At 72.9% G+C, this 16,233-nt stretch carries 21 protein-coding genes; 11 read left to right on the forward strand and 10 right to left on the reverse strand.

The genetic code is table 11. From position 1 onward, the window contains the following. Nucleotides 1-153 precede the first annotated feature (153 nt). From BMY19_RS10025 to BMY19_RS10035, 3 genes are all read left to right on the forward strand, one after another. On the forward strand, nucleotides 154-543 hold the full coding sequence (locus BMY19_RS10025; RefSeq protein ID WP_100251590.1) for a hypothetical protein: 390 nt from the start codon (nucleotides 154-156) through the stop codon (nucleotides 541-543). Nucleotides 544-564: 21 nt separating this feature from the next. Then, nucleotides 565-765, forward strand: a complete 201-nt coding sequence (locus tag BMY19_RS10030) for a hypothetical protein (protein ID WP_056522902.1) — start codon at nucleotides 565-567, stop codon at nucleotides 763-765. A gap of 65 nt (nucleotides 766-830) precedes the next feature. Next, nucleotides 831-1,136 carry a hypothetical protein gene (locus BMY19_RS10035; protein ID WP_056522904.1) on the forward strand — a complete coding sequence of 102 codons (306 nt, stop codon included), beginning with the start codon at nucleotides 831-833 and terminating at the stop codon, nucleotides 1,134-1,136. Nucleotides 1,137-1,194: 58 nt separating this feature from the next. On the opposite strand, the gene BMY19_RS10040 is transcribed toward BMY19_RS10035, so the two are convergent. Next, entirely contained in the window at nucleotides 1,195-1,599 is a 405-nt protein-coding gene (locus BMY19_RS10040) for a hypothetical protein (RefSeq protein WP_020090977.1), read from the reverse strand. 208 nt (nucleotides 1,600-1,807) lie between these two features. Between BMY19_RS10040 and BMY19_RS10045 the strand changes: the two genes are divergently transcribed. Beyond that, the gene (locus BMY19_RS10045; protein WP_091676084.1) at nucleotides 1,808-2,053 is read left to right on the forward strand and encodes a hypothetical protein; all 246 of its coding nucleotides are present in this window, start codon (nucleotides 1,808-1,810) and stop codon (nucleotides 2,051-2,053) included. A gap of 30 nt (nucleotides 2,054-2,083) precedes the next feature. On the opposite strand, the gene BMY19_RS10050 is transcribed toward BMY19_RS10045, so the two are convergent. After that, on the reverse strand, nucleotides 2,084-2,824 hold the full coding sequence (locus BMY19_RS10050; protein WP_091676086.1) for a DUF4336 domain-containing protein: 741 nt from the start codon (nucleotides 2,822-2,824) through the stop codon (nucleotides 2,084-2,086). A 103-nt stretch (nucleotides 2,825-2,927) separates the two neighbouring features. Then, on the reverse strand, nucleotides 2,928-3,512 hold the full coding sequence (locus BMY19_RS10055) for a YgjV family protein (protein ID WP_020090974.1): 585 nt from the start codon (nucleotides 3,510-3,512) through the stop codon (nucleotides 2,928-2,930). 638 nt (nucleotides 3,513-4,150) lie between these two features. On the opposite strand from BMY19_RS10055, the gene BMY19_RS10065 reads away from it, so the two are divergent. Both BMY19_RS10065 and egtD read left to right on the forward strand, forming a co-directional pair. Beyond that, nucleotides 4,151-5,125: a methyltransferase gene (locus BMY19_RS10065; protein WP_100251591.1), complete on the forward strand. Its 975-nt coding sequence runs from the start codon at nucleotides 4,151-4,153 to the stop codon at nucleotides 5,123-5,125. Next, nucleotides 5,122-6,069, forward strand: coding sequence for an L-histidine N(alpha)-methyltransferase (egtD, locus tag BMY19_RS10070; protein ID WP_100251592.1), 948 nt, complete (start codon nucleotides 5,122-5,124; stop codon nucleotides 6,067-6,069). Before BMY19_RS10065 ends, egtD begins: the two co-directional genes overlap by 4 nt. Nucleotides 6,070-6,139: 70 nt before the next feature. Here egtD and BMY19_RS10075 read toward each other — a convergent pair whose 3' ends face one another. Next, nucleotides 6,140-6,364, reverse strand: a complete 225-nt coding sequence (locus BMY19_RS10075) for a hypothetical protein (protein WP_020090971.1) — start codon at nucleotides 6,362-6,364, stop codon at nucleotides 6,140-6,142. Nucleotides 6,365-6,569: 205 nt separating this feature from the next. On the opposite strand from BMY19_RS10075, the gene BMY19_RS10080 reads away from it, so the two are divergent. Continuing rightward, on the forward strand, nucleotides 6,570-7,298 hold the full coding sequence (locus BMY19_RS10080) for an SDR family oxidoreductase (RefSeq protein WP_100251593.1): 729 nt from the start codon (nucleotides 6,570-6,572) through the stop codon (nucleotides 7,296-7,298). Between the two features lie 16 nt (nucleotides 7,299-7,314). Here the strand turns inward: BMY19_RS10080 and BMY19_RS10085 are convergent, their stop codons facing one another. Continuing rightward, nucleotides 7,315-7,758 carry a DMT family transporter gene (locus BMY19_RS10085; protein ID WP_100251594.1) on the reverse strand — a complete coding sequence of 148 codons (444 nt, stop codon included), beginning with the start codon at nucleotides 7,756-7,758 and terminating at the stop codon, nucleotides 7,315-7,317. Nucleotides 7,759-7,801: 43 nt separating this feature from the next. Next, a complete protein-coding gene (locus tag BMY19_RS10090; protein WP_100251595.1) occupies nucleotides 7,802-8,251 on the reverse strand; it encodes a DMT family transporter in 450 nt (149 codons plus the stop codon). Between the two features lie 216 nt (nucleotides 8,252-8,467). Between BMY19_RS10090 and BMY19_RS10095 the strand changes: the two genes are divergently transcribed. From BMY19_RS10095 to BMY19_RS30855, 3 genes are all read left to right on the forward strand, one after another. Further along, a complete protein-coding gene (locus BMY19_RS10095) occupies nucleotides 8,468-10,477 on the forward strand; it encodes an OPT family oligopeptide transporter (protein WP_100251629.1) in 2,010 nt (669 codons plus the stop codon). 155 nt (nucleotides 10,478-10,632) lie between these two features. Next, complete coding sequence (locus BMY19_RS10100; RefSeq protein WP_091676107.1) at nucleotides 10,633-11,106, forward strand: DUF2243 domain-containing protein; 474 nt, start codon at nucleotides 10,633-10,635, stop codon at nucleotides 11,104-11,106. After that, nucleotides 11,103-11,258, forward strand: coding sequence for a hypothetical protein (locus BMY19_RS30855; RefSeq protein ID WP_170862939.1), 156 nt, complete (start codon nucleotides 11,103-11,105; stop codon nucleotides 11,256-11,258). Before BMY19_RS10100 ends, BMY19_RS30855 begins: the two co-directional genes overlap by 4 nt. A gap of 46 nt (nucleotides 11,259-11,304) precedes the next feature. Here BMY19_RS30855 and BMY19_RS10105 read toward each other — a convergent pair whose 3' ends face one another. From BMY19_RS10105 to BMY19_RS10115, 3 genes are all read right to left on the reverse strand, one after another. Next, entirely contained in the window at nucleotides 11,305-12,066 is a 762-nt protein-coding gene (locus BMY19_RS10105) for an amino acid ABC transporter ATP-binding protein (RefSeq protein WP_091926431.1), read from the reverse strand. Beyond that, nucleotides 12,063-12,743, reverse strand: coding sequence for an amino acid ABC transporter permease (locus tag BMY19_RS10110; protein WP_100251596.1), 681 nt, complete (start codon nucleotides 12,741-12,743; stop codon nucleotides 12,063-12,065). Before BMY19_RS10110 ends, BMY19_RS10105 begins: the two co-directional genes overlap by 4 nt. Before the next feature lie 93 nt (nucleotides 12,744-12,836). After that, nucleotides 12,837-13,622, reverse strand: coding sequence for an amino acid ABC transporter substrate-binding protein (locus BMY19_RS10115; protein WP_091977881.1), 786 nt, complete (start codon nucleotides 13,620-13,622; stop codon nucleotides 12,837-12,839). 235 nt (nucleotides 13,623-13,857) lie between these two features. Here BMY19_RS10115 and BMY19_RS10120 point away from each other — a divergent pair, with 235 nt between their 5' ends. After that, the gene (locus BMY19_RS10120) at nucleotides 13,858-14,784 is read left to right on the forward strand and encodes a dihydrodipicolinate synthase family protein (RefSeq protein WP_100251597.1); all 927 of its coding nucleotides are present in this window, start codon (nucleotides 13,858-13,860) and stop codon (nucleotides 14,782-14,784) included. Nucleotides 14,785-14,800: 16 nt separating this feature from the next. Here BMY19_RS10120 and BMY19_RS10125 read toward each other — a convergent pair whose 3' ends face one another. Beyond that, nucleotides 14,801-16,021, reverse strand: a complete 1,221-nt coding sequence (locus BMY19_RS10125; RefSeq protein ID WP_091977879.1) for a pyridoxal phosphate-dependent aminotransferase — start codon at nucleotides 16,019-16,021, stop codon at nucleotides 14,801-14,803. Nucleotides 16,022-16,233 lie beyond the last annotated feature (212 nt).

The following is a 16,233-nucleotide window of genomic DNA, read 5'->3' on the forward strand; positions in this document are numbered from 1 at the left end:
CCCGCCTCCGCGCGCGATCGGCGCCCCGGCGCGAGTCATTCGGCGGCTGAATGCGGCCGTTCACCTTCGGGCGTAACGGCTAAGCCATTTTGAGAACTGTCTTCGCTTCCGAATTCGGGAATCGTGGTGCTGTAACATTCGGAGGCGTACGTCATGAACCCGACCGTCAAGGCCGTGCTGCTGAACGAGCGGGCCTCTGTGCTCTCGGCGATCGCGGCGCGTCAGGGCACCGTCTCCGACCTCCTCGTGCAGATCAACGGCGTCGAGAACGATATCTGGCGGCTGCGCCACCGCCTCATCGATATCGAGGCGTACCTGGTCGGGCATCGCGTCGAGCTGCCGGATCTCGGCGAAGGGCAGACGGAGCATGCGGACGGGACGGAGGTTCTCGTTCCGCGCAATGCGGCGCCGCAGGCCGCGACCCGGTCGGTCGAGGTGATCGGCCTGCCGACCTGCAAGCCCCTCGGCGATTTCGTCCGCCCGAAGACGTCCGCGCGGAAGGCCCAGGCGGCCGCCGGGCCCCGCCAGGTCGAGACCGCCTGAGTTCGTCCGGGGATCACGCCCATGCACCGCATCCGCCTGGCCCTTCGGCGGAGGGCCCCCGTGCCGCCGGCGCCGGCGCTGCCCGAGAGCCTGACCCGCTACGTGTCGCCGCCGGCTCCCGAGGTCGGCTTGATCACCGCGCCGCTCCGGGACATCGGCATGGCGCTGCTCGTCGGTGTCGTCGTCGCGCTCGTCGGCGGCCGGATTCTCGAAGCCTGGTAGCCGGTCCTGACTGTGTCCCGGCCATGGCCTATGAGGATCGGTGAGGATCCCGAGGGGGTGGACGGATGGGCAACGGCGACGGCAGCGGCGCGCCGAGCGCGAAGATCGCGGAGGTTCAGCGCCTGGCCACGGCGCTCGCGGCGCGCGTGCGCTACGCGCAGCTGGTAGGCCGCCCGGTCTACGAGGCGCAGATCTCCGCGCTGGTCGGCGCGGCCCGCCTGATGGATGAGGAGAGGGCCCCCTGGCCGCCGATGGTGGAGGAGGTGCTGACCGAGCTCGCCCGCGCGATCGAGGGGACCGAACCCGCCGCGGAAGGCGAGGCGGACGATTCTGGGCGAGACCCGGCGAAGGACGCGCCCGGACAGCCCTGAGCGCACCGCTCCCGTCGCCACATCCCCGTCGCCACCCCCGTCGCCACCCATGTAACGGTCATCGCGCGATCGCGCCGGACCTCCGGCCGGGATCGCCCGGAGATGGGCCGCGCCTGTCGCGCGCTCTCAGCCAGATGGCGGCATCCAGCATGACGACGGGCGCCACCGCCAGGGCCGCGGCCAGGGTGCGGTTGCGCCGCGGGTTCGAGGGCGTGGCGCGGGCCGCCAGCAGGCCGGCATCGAGGAGATCCCCGCCCACCCGCAGGCCGAGATGCCGCTCCGGCTCGGCGGCAGCCAGGATCGCCGCGCCCGAGGCGATCTCGCGCAGGCCGTAGAGCTGGATCAGGCCCTCGTGGCCGTCGAGGCCGGTCGCGGCGGCGACGCGCCGGGGCGCGAAGGTCTCGGCGAGGCCGAGCCCGATCCCGAACCAAGCCAGCCCGCGGGCCATCTGCCTGTCATCCATCTGCGATCCTGCTCCGCGCGGCCACCGGTCCATGGTTGGCCAACCGGGCGGTTCCGGCCGTGTTCCGGACCGCCGCGAGGCCGGAACTTCGGGGCGAAGGGCTGATTGATCAGTGTGCCGGCACGGAGATCCGCGCCGTCGCCGCGGTGCGACGATCGCCTCCGGTCGCACGCCCTCAACCCGCTCGCGTCGTGAAGGCGATGGCCGCATGATCCTGAGCCTGCAGGCCGTGCAGGTCGCGACCGGCAGCGACGATGCCGAGAGTCAGCTCGTCTTCGCCGACGGGTTCCTGGTCGCGATCCTGGTCCGTCTCTCGGCGCAGCACGGGGCCGATGCCGGGAAGTGGTTCCTCGAAGCCGGGTTCGGCCCGATCGATCCCCTCGGGCCGCCGCTGTTCGCGGACCTTCCGGCGGCCCGGGCCTGGATCATGCGGCAGCTGATCGCCGCGGCCTGACGGCGGCGACGGCGATCCTCGGGGTGATCCTCAGGACGGCGTCCCGAGCCAGCGGAGCGAGCGTCTCAGCCGGGCCGCACCGTCCGCGGCGAACCAGAGTCCGTGCGCGAACACGACCCGTTCCGGCGCCAAGCCGACGAGATCCGCGGCCGCCCGCGCGGCGTCGCGCCGCCGGAGCCTGATCACGAGGCGCAGGTAGGGCGGCGGCTCGCCGTGCGGCGGCGTCATGCGGGCGAGGCGCAGGAGCGGACGCAGCAGCGCCGGCATCTTCGCCGGCTCCAGGTTGAGGACGAGGTCGGTCAGGATCAGCGTGCGGCTCGCGCCGTGGAAGAACGCGACTTCCCGGAAGCCGAACCCGCCCGGCACGACGACCTGGCGCAGGTCCGCCGCCCAGTCGGGCGGCGCCGCATCCTCCAGGACCCGGTCGACGCGCAGGCCGGCGCGGCGGACCTGGCGGCGCTCGCGCAGGTTCGGGGCTGCCCAGGTCAGGGCTTCCGGACACTGCGCCTGCCAGTCCTTCAGGAAGGTCCAGTGGGCGATGTTGGGCGCGACCAGGTGGCGGATCGGTCCGAGCGCGGCGATCGCGCGGTGCAGGCCCGCGTCGTAGCGCGTGGGGGAGTGCAGCCAGACCGATCCGTCCCCGAGACGGACGACGGTCATCCGGACGGGCAGGGGGATGCCGAGGGCGCGGAGCGGCCCGCTGTCGACGATCCAGACGCCCTCGGCCACCGGCTTGAGCACGTCGAGGGGTGGATAGGTCGCGTCCGGCAAATCCCGCTCTCTTCCTCGGCCGCGGGGCGTCACGCGCCCGCTCCCGTGCAACGGCGGGGCCGCGGCGGGTTTCCCGGATCCATCGCCGCAGGCCCGGGGCGTCTCACGCCCGCGCGCAGTCGGGCGCGACCGGCTCCATCGGCGGAACCGGGGCGGCGCGCAGCAGCGCGATCGCGAGACCGAGGATCGTCAGCACGTCGCAGGTCAGTCCGAAGACCGAGCCGACCAGGAGATTGTGCCCGGCCCAGCACAGGGAGGCGCCGAGGAAGAGCTGCCGCATCGCCTGCGGCGCCGCCTGGAGCCGCGCGCCGGTGGCGAGCAGCGAGCCCGCGGCCGCGCAGGCCGACGGCCAGCCGTTCCACGTGGCCGCCGTCAGGCACGCCGCCGCGAGGGTGCTCGCGGCGAAGACCGGCGGCACCCAGCCGCCCCGGCCGGGCGCGCCGACGCATCGGAGGGAGACGAGGCTCTGCAGCACCGAGATGGCGCACATCGCCGTCCCGGTGAGCGCCCCGAGCGTCAGGTAATGCGCGCCGAAGCAGGCGGCACAGGCCGCCGAGGCCGCGAGGATCCAGGCGCGCCGCGGCATCACCCCCGCAGTAAAGCCCAGGATCAGGCCCAGCGACCCGAACAGATCGAGGTGCGTCGCGGCGGCGGCGGACCAGGAATACAGGAATGATGCGGCGTTCATCGTGCGCGACCGGCCGGCGCGGGGGCGCCGTTTCAGTCGATCGCGCTAGGATCGCACGGTAATCGGATGGTTAACGCCGCCTCCGGCGACGATCGCGACCCGGCGAGCGTGGCCGCGCCGCCGCACCGCGGTCCCGCGCGGCAACCCGCCGTGCCCGCATGTCCGTGGGCCCGATCATCGGTCATTCCGTGTGTCGATCTACATCATGTGAGTATTAAACCAAAACAAGATGTTTGAACTCCGGGATTAACATAGATCAGGGGCCGATCCGCGCGTATTGCGCCGGGAACAATGCCTGCGGCTTCCGGTTCTCCGGGCATTCGAGTCGGGACGACACCGCGGCCGTTCGGGCGGGGGTGCGCGCGCGCCCGCTACCGGTGGTGTGAACCGACGCTCCGATGCAGCTTTCTACGTATGACGATCACCATCCCGTCGCCGCGCGGTTCCGGGACTTCATCGGGCCTGGACGACGCCCGCATCTACCCAGCCCTGCTCGCCTTCCTCTGTCGGTACCGCGCGCAGCCGGGCCTGTTCCGGAGCTTCGCGGTGCTGTTCGACCGGGGACGCCCGGCAGGTCGCCGCCGATCGCGCGTCGGGCGCCTTCGTGATGCGCCGGATGGACAGCTGAGGGCCGACCGATGACGCGTTCCGTTCCGATTGCCGCTCCGTTTCCCGAGGACGAGGAGGCGGTGCTGGCGCTGGCGCGCGCCCTGCGCGAGACCGGCTACACCTTCACCACCGTGACCCCGGCCACCCACGCCCACGTCAACGCCCGGCCGCGGCACGCCGAGGCGCGCAGCCTGCGCGACGTGTTCGGTTGGAGCCGGCCGTTCCGCGCCGACTTGGTCCCGGAGCCGATCCTGCGCCTGATGCGGGCGGCCGGCGCCGTGATCGAGGACGGCCCGCTGCTGCGGCCGACGCTGCGCGTCTCCAGCCTCGACGGCGAGCTGTTCGCCCATTCCGCGTATCCCCCGAGCGCGGCCGACGCGGTGTTCTTCGGGCCCGACACGGCGCGCTTCGCCGCGGCGGTGATCGCGCATCTCGAGGCGCGGTCGCGGCCGGTGCGGCGCGCGGTCGATATCGGCTGCGGCTCGGGCGCGGCCGGGATCTGCGTCGCCAAGAGGGCGCCGGGCGCCGAGGTGGTGCTCGTGGACATCAACCCGGCGGCCATGCGGGCGGCGCGCGTCAACGCCCGGCTCGCCGGGACCGACGGGGTCGATGTCCGCCGCAGCGACCTGCTGCGCGACGTCGAGGGCCCGTTCGACCTCATCGTGTCGAACCCACCCTTCATGATCGACACGGCGGAACGGGCCTACCGGCACGGCGGCGGCCCCCTCGGGGCCGGGCTGCCGCTCGCGGTGGCCGAGCAGGCGGCCGGGCGGCTCGCGCCCGGCGGCAGCCTCGTCCTGTTCACCGGCGCGGCCATCGTCGACGGGGCGGACCCGTTCCGCGACGCCGTGGCCGACCTCTGCGACCGGGCCGGGTTGGACTGGACCTACCGCGAGTTCGACCCGGACGCGTACGGTGAGGAACTCGCGACGCCCGCCTACGACGCGGTCGAGCGGCTCGCCCTCGTCGTCCTGACCGCCGCGCGCCCGGTGACCCGGCCATGATCGACAGCTCGACCGACAGCTCGACCGACACCTTGCTCCGGGACGCCCTCGCGGGCCTCTCCGCCGAGCCGAAGACGCTGCCGGGAAAGTATCTCTGGGACGAGACCGGCTCGGACCTGTTCGACAGGATCTGCCACAGCGCCGACTACTACCCGACCGCGCAGGAGATGACCGTCCTGCCGCAGGTCGCCGCCGACGTGGCGCGCCGGGTGCGGCCGGGGGTGACCGTCGTCGAGTTCGGCAGCGGCGCGAGCCGCAAGATCCGCACGCTCCTCGACGCGCTGCCCGAACCGGCAGCCTACGTGGCGATCGACATCTCCGGGGCGTACCTGGAGGCCGCGATCCGGCGGCTGGCCGCCGATTACCCCGGCATCCCGATGATCCCGGTCTGCGCCGACTACTCGCAGCCGGTCCAGCTGCCGCGAGGGGCCGGGCCGGGGGGCATCCTGGGCTTCTATCCGGGAACGAGCATCGGCAACTTCGACCCGCGCGGGGCCCGGCAGTTCCTCGAGCGCGCGCGCGCCACGCTCGGGCCGAGCCTCTTCCTCGTCGGCGCGGACGGCACCGCCGACCCGGACCGCCTGCAGCGCGCCTACGGGCGCGCCGACGGCCTCATGGCCGCGTTCCACCGCAACATCCTGACGCGGCTGAACCGGGAACTCGGCGCCGATTTCGACAGCGACAATTTCCGGCACGCCGTGCGGATCTGCCCGGACCCGCTGCGGGTCGAGGCCCACCTCGTCGCGACCCGGCCGGCGAGCTACCGGCTGGGCGACCGGACCATCGCGTTCGCGGCGGGGGAGAGCGTCCGGACCGACACGTCGCACAAGTACCCGGCGGACGCCTTCCGGGCGCTCGCGGCCGAGAGCGGCTGGCAGCCCCGCGCCCTGTGGACGGGGGAGGGCGGAGATTTCAACCTCCACCTGCTGCAGGCGGAGGCCTGACCCGGCGCGGAACTCTTCTCCCGACACGCTCGCGCGCGCCGGGCCAGTAGTTAATCCGGCGGCGGGCGCTCTAGACGGCCTCGATCGGCGCGTGCTTGCCGTCGTGGGCGGAGCCCGACTCCATGCTCCGCGTCTCGCCGGCCTGCCGCTGATCCCGGGCCGGCGGCGGGTAATCCGTCAGCGGGCGCCAGGGGGCGGACGGAGTGCCGAGGCGCGCGCCGGACGGCCGCATCGACATCCAGATCGCGACGGCCATCCACGGGACGACGAAGAAGACGAAGGCGGCGAGCCCCACGGCGATCCTCCTTAGGTACGGTGACGCCGGGAGAACGCCCGAACGGCGGCCGCGGATCCGACGCGATCGGGCCTGGAGCCCGGCGCGGTCAGAACCTACAAGGATGGGCCGCTCGGCCGGGCCCACCGGACCTGATCGGCGGCCCCGCCGGGCGCGGCCCGGTCCGGACGCCCGCGCGGCGCCGCGCAGCCTGCTGGAGCGAGCAATGGCAGATCTTTCCGGAAAGACGGTCCTGGTCACGGCGGCGGGTCAGGGGATCGGGCGCGCCAGCGCGCTCGCCTTCGCCCGCGCCGGGGCGCGGGTCCACGCCACCGACATCAACGCGGACGCCCTCGCCGACCTGCGCGCCGACAGCCTGAGCACCGCGACCCTCGACGTGCTGGACGCGGAGGCGGTCGGGGCCCTGGTCGCGCGCATCGGCGCGGTCGACATCCTGTTCAACTGCGCCGGCACCGTCCACGCCGGCACCATCCTGGAGATGCGCGACGACGAGCTCGACTGCGCCCTCGACCTCAACGTCAAGGCGATGATCCGCACGATCCGGGCGGTCCTGCCCGGCATGCTGGAGCGCCGCGACGGCGCCATCGTCAACATGGCCTCGGTGGCCTCCTCGGTGAAGGGCGTGCCCAACCGCTTCGCCTACGGGGTGACGAAGGCGGCGGTGATCGGCCTGACCAAGGCGGTGGCCGCCGACTATGTCGGCCACAACATCCGCTGCAACGCCATCTGCCCCGGCACGGTGGAGAGCCCGTCGCTGCAGGAGCGCATCCGCCAGCAGGGCGACTACGAGCAGACCCGCGCGGCCTTCATCGCGCGCCAGCCGATTGGCCGGCTCGGCACGCCCGAGGAGATCGCCGACCTCGCCGTCTACCTCGCGGGCGCGACCTACACGACCGGCCAAGCCGTCGTGATCGACGGCGGCTGGACGATCTGATCCGGCGGGGCGGGCCTCAGAACCGGGCGACCAGCGCCACGCCGCCTATCATCAGGGCGCCGCCGAGGATGCGCCACAGGCCGGCCTCGTGGACCTTGAAGCCCACGAGGCCGAAATGGTCGAGCAGGATCGACGTGACGACGCCCGCCGTCACGATCAGTCCGAGAAAGGTGGCGGCCCCGATCCGCGCGGAGACGGAGAGCTGCGCCATCGTCAGGCCCGCGCTCATCACGCCGCCGAGCCACGCCCACCAGGGCACCTGCGCGAGGCGTTCCAGCGACGGCCACCCGTACTGCCCCGTCACCAGCATGGCGACGCAGATCGCCGCGACGCTGACGACGAGGCTCACCACGCCGGCGAGCAGCGGCCGCGCGAGGGACTTGGCGAGGCCCGCGTTCTGGCCCGGTTCGATCGCGGTGGCGATGCCCGCGAGCAGCGCGAAGCCGTACAGGAAGAGCATGCTGGGATCCTGAGGGTGCGAGGCGTTCGGATCGACGGGTCCGTCAGAACGCCGCCACGAGGGCGACGCCCGCGACCATCAGCGCGCCGCCGAGGATGCGCCAGCGCCCGGCGCGGTGGCGCGCGAAGCCCACGAGGCCGTGATGGTCGAGGAGGATCGAGCCGACCACGCCCGCGGTGATCACGCAGCCCAGGAACGGCGCCGCGCCGACTTTCTCGGAGATGTAGAGCTGCGCCAGGACGACTGCCGCCCCGAGCACGCCGCCCGGCCAAGCCCACCAGGGCACGGGCGTGGCCGCTTCGGCCTGGGAGCGGCCGCGCAGCCGGGCGACGGCCATCGCGGCGAGGAAGCAGACGATCGCGAGGCCGAAGCAGAACAGGCCGGCCAGCATCGGCTGCCCCGTGACCTTCGCCAGCGTGGCGTTCTGGCCCGGCTCGATGGCGTTCGCGACGCCGGCCACGAGGGCGATGCCGTAGAGATACCACTTGGACAAGGCGGCGCCTTCCCGACGAGGAGCGGATCGCACCCGGACGGGGCGGTCTGCTGCCAAACCCGCCGCCGCGCCGGGTGACTGCATCACAGGCCCGGTCGGCGCCGGGACACATCGCCCCAGGGCGGGGCGGGGCAGGGTGAGGCCGGGCGGGCCGGGCGCGGCGCGGGAACGTTTCCGGCCCCTCGCGTGCTGTGCCTGTCGCAGCCCGAGTGGACGATGGACGCCCGCAGCCCGACGATCACGCCGACGACGCAGGACCGTCAGGCCGAGCTGACCCTGCGGGGGATCGCGCTCGGCGCGGCCATCACGGTCGTGTTCATGGCCGCCAACCTCTACATGGGCCTGAAGACCGGGATGACGTTCTCGTCCTCGATCCCGGCCGCGATGATCTCGATGGGCGCGTTCCGGCTGATGGGCGGCGCCGGCATCCTCGAGAACAACATCGTGCAGACGCAGGCCTCGGCGGCCGGCACCCTGTGCAACGTCATCCTGGCGCTTCCCGGGCTCGTCCTCGTCGGCCACTGGCACGGCTTCCCGTTCTGGCAGACCACAGCGGTCTGCCTGCTGGGCGGCCTGCTCGGCGTCGCCTTCTCGATCCCGCTCCGCCGCGCGCTCGTGTCGGGCAGCGATCTCCCCTATCCCGAGGGCATCGCCGCCGCGGAGGTGCTCAGGACCGGCCACGAGGAGCAGGGCGGCCACGGCCTGCGGGACCTGCTCGGGGCCGCCGCAGCCGCCGGGACGATCGGGCTCGCCACCACGGGGCTGAAGGTCCTGGGCGAGGGGCTCAACGGCGCGGTCAGCCTCGGCGGCGCGGTGTTCCGCACCGGGACCGGCTTCTCGCTGGCGCTGGTCGGCGTCGGCTACCTCGTGGGCATCGGCGCCTGCCTCGCGCTGCTGACCGGCGTCCTGATCGCCTGGGGGATCGCGGTCCCGATCCTCACCGCCCTGTCGCCCGATCCCGCCAAGTCGGCGGGCGCGGCCGCCGAGGCGGTCTGGTCGGGCCAAGTGCGCCTCATGGGCGCCGGGATCATCGCGGTGGGCGGGCTCTGGACCGTGGGCTCGCTGGCGCGCCCGATCCTCGGGAGCATCCGCGCCGCCCTGTCGGGCAGCGGCGGTCTCGGCAAGGATCACCCGCGCGAGGACCGCGACCTGCCGATCACCTGGGTGGCCGCCGCGACCCTGGGCCTGTGCGTGCCGCTCGCGCTGCTGTTCTGGGCCTTCGCCGGGGCCGCCGAACTCGGCGGCCTTACGATCGTGCTGGCGGTGGCCGCCACCCTGTTCACCGTCCTGTTCGGCTTCCTGATGGCGGCGGCCTGCGGCTACCTCGCGGGCCTGCTGGGCTCCTCGTCGAGCCCGATCTCGGGGATCGGCATCCTGACCACGATGGCGACCGCGCTGCTCCTGCCCCTGGTCCTGGGGCATTCTGCCGGGCCCGAGGGAGACCGGTTCGTCACCGGCATGGCGCTGCTGCTGACGTCGGTCATCATCACCACCTCGTCGATCGCCAACGACAACCTGCAGGACCTGAAGACCGGGCAGGTGCTGGGCGCCACGCCCTGGCACCAGCAGATCGCGCTCATCCTCGGCGTCGGGGTCGGCGCCGTGGTGATCGCCCCGCTCCTGTCGCTGCTCTACGAGGCCTACGGCTTCGTCGGTGCCCCCGCGCGGGACGGGCAGGACGCGGGGAGCGCCATGCCGGCGCCCCAGGCGGCCCTGATGACCCAGATCGCCAACGGCATCACGCACGGCGAGTTGCCCTGGACCATGGTGCTGATCGGAGCCGGGCTCGGGGTGGTCCTGGTGGCGGCCGAGACGTGGCTGAAGCGGCGCGACCTCACCTTCCCGGCCCTGACGGTCGGCATCGGCATGTACCTGCCGCTCTCGGTGGAGATGACGATCGCCATCGGCGGCATCCTCGGCTGGGTCGCCGAGCGCCGGCTGCGCGCCCGGGTCGGCGCGAAGGGCGACGCGAAGGCCGACAGGACGGTCGGCACCGCCCGCCGCCGGGGTGTCCTCCTCGCGTCCGGGTTCCTCGTCGGCGAGAGCTTCGTGGGCGTGCTGCTCGCCGGCACCGACCTCCTGGCGGGCCACAGCTCGGCGATCGCCGTGGCCGGCAAGGATTTCGCGCCCTACGCCACCGGGCTCGGCCTCGCGGTCTTCCTGGCGGGGCTCGCCGTCTACCTGCGGATGGTCTCGCGACCGGAAGCGGTCCCGCGGGAGGCGTGACGGATCCGCCGGCGCCCCGGGCGGGTTCCCCGCAGGACGCCGTCGCCCGCGCGGCCGCGGCCTCCGCCACGCCGGAGTTGCGCATGAGAGTGGCTGACAGAGCGGCTGACAGGGCGGTTGAGAGAGCGGCCGACACCCGGGAGCGCGTCTTCCCCGTGAGCGCCGGCATCCTGTTCGGGCTCGGCCTCGGCGGCTTCTTCGACGGGATCGTGCTGCACCAGATCCTGCAATGGCACCACATGCTGAGCAGCTGGTACCCGATCGACACGATCCCGAACCTCGAGCTGAACACCCGCTGGGACGGCCTCTTCCACAGCGCGACCTACGTCTTCGTGGTCCTCGGGCTGTTCCTCCTCTGGCGCGCCGCGCACCGCACGCACCTCTACTGGTCCAGCAAGCTGCTCGCCGGGTCGCTCCTGATCGGCTGGGGCCTGTTCAACCTCGTCGAGGGCCTGATCGACCACGAGATCCTCGGCGTGCACCACGTCAACGAGCGGGCACCGCCGGAGCAGTGGCTCTACTGGGACATCGGCTTCCTGCTCTGGGGCGGCGCCATGCTGGCCGCGGGCCTGGGCCTCGTGGTGGTCGGCAAGGGCGAGGAGGCGTCGCTGGCGCGGAATCCCGCGTGAGGGCCGCCGGTCCCGGCCTGAGCCCGGTCCTGCCCTGGCTCGCCCTGGCGGCCGGCCTGAGCCTCGCCACCCTGCCGGCCTGGCGGCCCCTGGTCTTCGGGACCGCGCTCACCGTTGAGGATCTTCTCACGCTCCGCTGCCTGACGCGCTGAATCCCGCGTCCCGGCCCGTTCCGTAGGCCCCTTCTCAGGCCACTTTTCACGCCCCTTCGGCCGCCTCGCCGAGCAGCGTCCGGACGAACCGGCGGGTGCGCGGGTCGGCCGGCCGGGCGAAGACGTCGGCGGCCGCGCCCTGCTCGACGATATGCCCCCCTTCCAGGAACACCACCGTGTCGGCGACGCGCCGCGCGAGGCGCAGGTCGTGGGTCGCCATCAGCATGGTCGTGCCCGCGTTCGCGAGGCCGGCGAGCACGTCCACCACCTCGGCGGCGAGTTCCGGGTCGAGGGCCGAGGTCGGCTCGTCGCAGAGCAGCAGGCGCGGGGAGGGGGCCAGCGCCCGGGCGATCGCCACCCGCTGCTGCTGGCCGCCCGACAGGCTGGCGGGCCAGTCCGCGGCCTTGTGGGCGAGGCCGACGCGCTCCAGCAGCTCCAGGGCGCGCGCCCGCGCCCGGTCCTGCGGCCACTTGCCGACGGTGACGAGCCCCTCGGTGACGTTCTCCATCACGGTCCGGTGGGGGAAGAGCTGGAAGTTCTGGAACACCATGCCGGTCTGCCGGCGCACGGCGAGCACGTCGCGCCGCGCCGGCGGGCTACCGGGCCGGAAGGTGAGGCGTATGTCGCCGAGGGTCAGCGTCCCGGCCTGCGGGACCTCCAGCAGGTTCGCGCAGCGCAGGAGCGTCGACTTGCCCGAGCCCGAGGGGCCGATCAGCGCCGTGACCCGCCCCTCCGGCACCGCGAGGTCGACGCCCCGCAGGACCGGGTTGTCGCCGAAGCGCTTCTCGATGGCCGACAGGGCGATCACGCGCGGGCCTCCAGGTAGCCGCCGTAGCGCCCGAGGCGCCGCTCCAGCAGCGTCTGGAGCCAGGACAGGAGCGTCGACAGGACGAGGTAGATCAGCGCCACCTCGATGTAGAGGATCAGCGGCTCGTAGGTGACGGCGACGATGCGCTGGGCCGCCTGGAACAGCTCCGGCACCGTGATGGCGGCCGCGAGCGACGTGTCCTTCACCAGCGCGATGAAGGAGTTGGCGAGCGACGGCACCGCCACCCGCGCCGCCTGGGGCAGGATCGTGCGGCGCAGGGCCTGGACCGGATTCATGCCGGTGGCGTAGGCCGCCTCCCACTGGCCCTTCGGGATGGAGGCGATGGCGGCGCGGACGATCTCCGACGTGTAGGCGCCGACGTTGAGGGTGAACCCGATCACGGCGGCCGGGAAGGCGTCGATCAGGATGCCGGCGCTCGGCAGGCCGTAGAAGATCACGAACAGCTGCACGAGGAGCGGCGTGCCCCGGAAGATCCACACGTAGAACCAGGCCAGGGCCGCCAGGGGCCGGGGCGCGAACAGGCGCACGAGAGCGGTCCCGAGCCCGAGCGCGAGGCCCAGCACGAAGGTGATGAGCGTCAGCGGCACGGTGAAGTGCAGGCCGGCCGCGAGCAGCGGCCCCAGCGACTGGAGCATGAGGTCGAGCCAGTGCGGCACGGGGCGGCGTCTCCTACCGGGCGATCGAAGCGTGGGGCTGTACGGGGCGGCGCCCCGGGCGGGACTCGTCCGGGCGGGCCCTCTGCGGACGGTCTACTTGGAGACGTCGGCCCCGAAGTACTTCTGGGCGATCGCCGCGTAGCTGCCGTCGGCCTTGATCGCCTCCAGCGCCTTGTCGATCGCCGCCTTCAGCGCCGGGTTGTTCTTGCGCATGATGATCCCGGAGGCGTCCGCGTCGGCCTGCTCGGCGGCGATCTTCACGGGGGCGTTCGGCTTCTGCTTGTGGAAATCCAGGAACGACAGGCTGTCGTTGACGGTGGCGTCGGCGCGGCCGGTGAGGACGAGCTGGATCGACTGGTCGAAGCCGTCCGTCCCGACGAGCTCGGCGCCGGACTGCTCGGCGAGGCGCGCGAAGTTGCTGGAGAGGCTCTGGGCGGCCTTCCTGCCCTTGAGATCCGCGAAGGACTTGATGTCGGACCGGTCCGCCCGGGTGATCAGCACGGCCCGCGCGCGGATGTAGGGCTCGGAGAAGTCGAACTTCGCCTGCCGCTCCTTGGTGATGCCGACCTGGTTGATCACCACGTCGTAGCGCTTGCCGTCGAGGCCGGCGATCAGCCCGTCCCACTTGCCCTCGAGGAATTGCGGCGTGACGCCCAGCTGCTCGGCGACCTTGCGGCCGATCTCGACGTCGAAGCCGACGAGCTGCCCGGACGCGTCGTGGAACGTGAAGGGCGCGTAGGTGCCCTCGGTGCCGATGCGCAGGGTCTTGGCGGCGCGAATCGCGTCGAGATCGTCGGCCCGCGCCGGCGCGCCGGCGATTGCGCCGAGGAGCGTCGCCGCGACGAGCGCCGCGACGCGGCTCGCAGAGAAGAATCGCATTACAGTAGCTCCGAAAAGAAAACGCCGTTCTCGTGCGGCCGCCGCGCCCGATCTCGGCTGTCGATGGACAAAGCAAAGAAGATCTCGGCCGTACAGGAAAGCCGGTGGGCTTGTCGACAGCGCGTTGCGCGCCCCGAACGCGCCAGGATCGCGGCCGCGTGCTAAGAGGCGGCCGGATCCCGCCCGCGGACACGGTCGTCCGCCGGGATGCGCGATCCCGGCAGAAGGACCGCGCATGACCTCGTCCGTCCCCGCCTATCGCGGCGTCTTCCCGGTCGCCCCCACGGTCTTCGACGCGTCGGGCGCCCTCGACCTCGACGGGCAGCGCCGGGCCGTCGACTTCATGATCGACGCCGGAAGTCAGGGCCTGTGCATCCTGGCCAACTTCTCCGAGCAGTTCGTCCTCACCGACGACGAGCGCGAGCGGGTGATGCACGCCGTGCTGGAGCACGTGGCCGGCCGCGTTCCGGTGATCGTGACGACGACGCACTTCGCCACGCAGGTCTGCGCCGAGCGCTCGCGCCGCGCCCAGGAGGCCGGCGCCGCGATGGTGATGGTCATGCCGCCCTATCACGGCGCCACGATCCGGGTGCCGGAGCTCGGCCTCGTCGACTTCTTCCGCGCGGTCTCGGACGCGATCGCGATCCCGATCATGATCCAGGACGCGCCGGTGGCCGGCACGCCGCTCTCGGCACCGCTCCTGGCGCGCATGGCCCGGGAGATCGCGAACGTCGCCTACTTCAAGATCGAGACCACGGGCGCCGCGGCCAAGCTCCGCGAGCTGATCGCGCTCGGCGGCGACGCGGTCGTGGGCCCCTGGGACGGCGAGGAGGCGATCACCCTGATGGCCGACCTCGACGCCGGCGCGACGGGTGCGATGACCGGCGGCGGCTACCCGGACGGCATCCGCCAGATCACCGACGCCTACGCGGCCGGGCGTCGCGACGAGGCGATGGACGCCTACGCGCGCTGGCTACCGCTGATCAACTACGAGAACCGGCAGTGCGGCCTGCTCGCCTGCAAGGCGCTGATGGCCGAGGGCGGGGTGATCGCGAGCGAGACCGCGCGGCTGCCGATCCAGCCCCTGCACCCGGCGACGCGGGCCGGCCTGATCGAGCTCGCCCGGCGGAACGACGCGCTGGTCCTGCGCTGGGGCCGCTGAGCCGCCCCCGCCCGACTCAGTGCGCCGCCGCGGCCGGCGCCCGGGTCCCGAGCACGCCCGCGAGCCGGCGCACCGCCTCCCGCGCCAGGTCCGGGCTGATGGCGAAGCACATCCGCACCAGACCCTCGCCCTCGGGCCCGAAGGCGGTGCCCGGCGCCACGCCGACCTTGGCCTCCCGCAGCAGGCGCAGCGCCAGGTCGAGGCTCGGCTCGTCGCCGCCCATCCGGGCCATGAGGTAGAAGGCCCCGTCCGGCGGCGCGACCGTGACGCCCGGCAGGCGCGACAGCCCTTCCACCAGGATCGCCCGGGCCTCGGCGCAGCGATCCACCATCGTGCGGATGAAGCCGTCGCCCTCCTCGAGGGCCGCGATGCAGGCGTGCTGGACGAAGGTCGGGATCGAGGTGGTGCTGTACTGCCCGAGCTTGGCGAAGGTCGGTGCGAGGCCGCGGGGATAGATCACCCAGCCGGCCCGCCAGCCGGTCATCGCCCAGTTCTTCGAGAAGGTGTTGGTCACGATCAGCCGGTCGTCCTCCGTGCAGATCTGCAGGAAGGACGGCGCGATCCGGTTGCCGTAGGTGAAGTGGGCATAGACCTCGTCCGAGAGGATCCAGAGGCCGCGCTCCCGGGCGAGGTCGCGCAGGGCCGTCATCTCGGCGAGCGGCATGGTCCAGCCCGTCGGGTTCGAGGGCGAGTTCACCATGATCACCCGGGTGCGCGGCGTGATCGCCGCCGCGATGTCGGCGAGCGGCAGCGCGAAGCGCCCGTCCGGCAGGCGGCGGTACGGCACCGTCACGGGCACGCCGCCGGCGATGCGGACCGCCTCGCCGAGGTTGGGCCAGGCCGGGGAGGGGATGATCATCTCGTCGCCCGGCTCCAGCAGCACCTGGGCCGCCTGCATGATCGCGTTCATGCCGCCCGCCGTGACGCCGAACCGGTCCGGCGGGATCTCCACGCCCCAGTGGCGGGCGTGGTAGGCGCCGAGCGCCGCCCGCAGCGCCGGCAGCCCCAGCGACGTGGTGTAGCGGGTGTGCCCGTCGAGCATCGCCCGGTGCGCGGCCTCGACGATGAAGGGCGGCGTCGGCAGGTCGCCCTCGCCGATCCACAGCTTCACCACCTCCGGGTCGTCCCGCCCGCGATCCGCCACGAGGCCGATCTGGCTCGTGCCGATGCCGCGGATGCGCGCCGACAGCGCGGCGGCGAGATCGACGGGCGCGGCGGAGACGAGGGTGTCGGCCATGGCGGCGCGTGCTCTCCGTGCGTCGGGACGCGGCGTCCCGTCGCGCGGCGCGCGTCCAGGGCCCCGCGTGGTCCCGACCTGTAGTGAATGCCGAGACCCTGACGCGTTCGGGCGCGGACGTCCAGACCCCGAGGCCAAACCGACCCCGGACGCCGGCGCATGGCCGGGGCGCCGCACCGGCGGCACAGGATGTTTTGACTTTTCAGAAATTT

Origin of the sequence: Methylobacterium sp. UNC300MFChir4.1, from assembly GCF_900110155.1 — a bacterium.
In the GTDB taxonomy this organism is placed as follows: domain Bacteria; phylum Pseudomonadota; class Alphaproteobacteria; order Rhizobiales; family Beijerinckiaceae; genus Methylobacterium.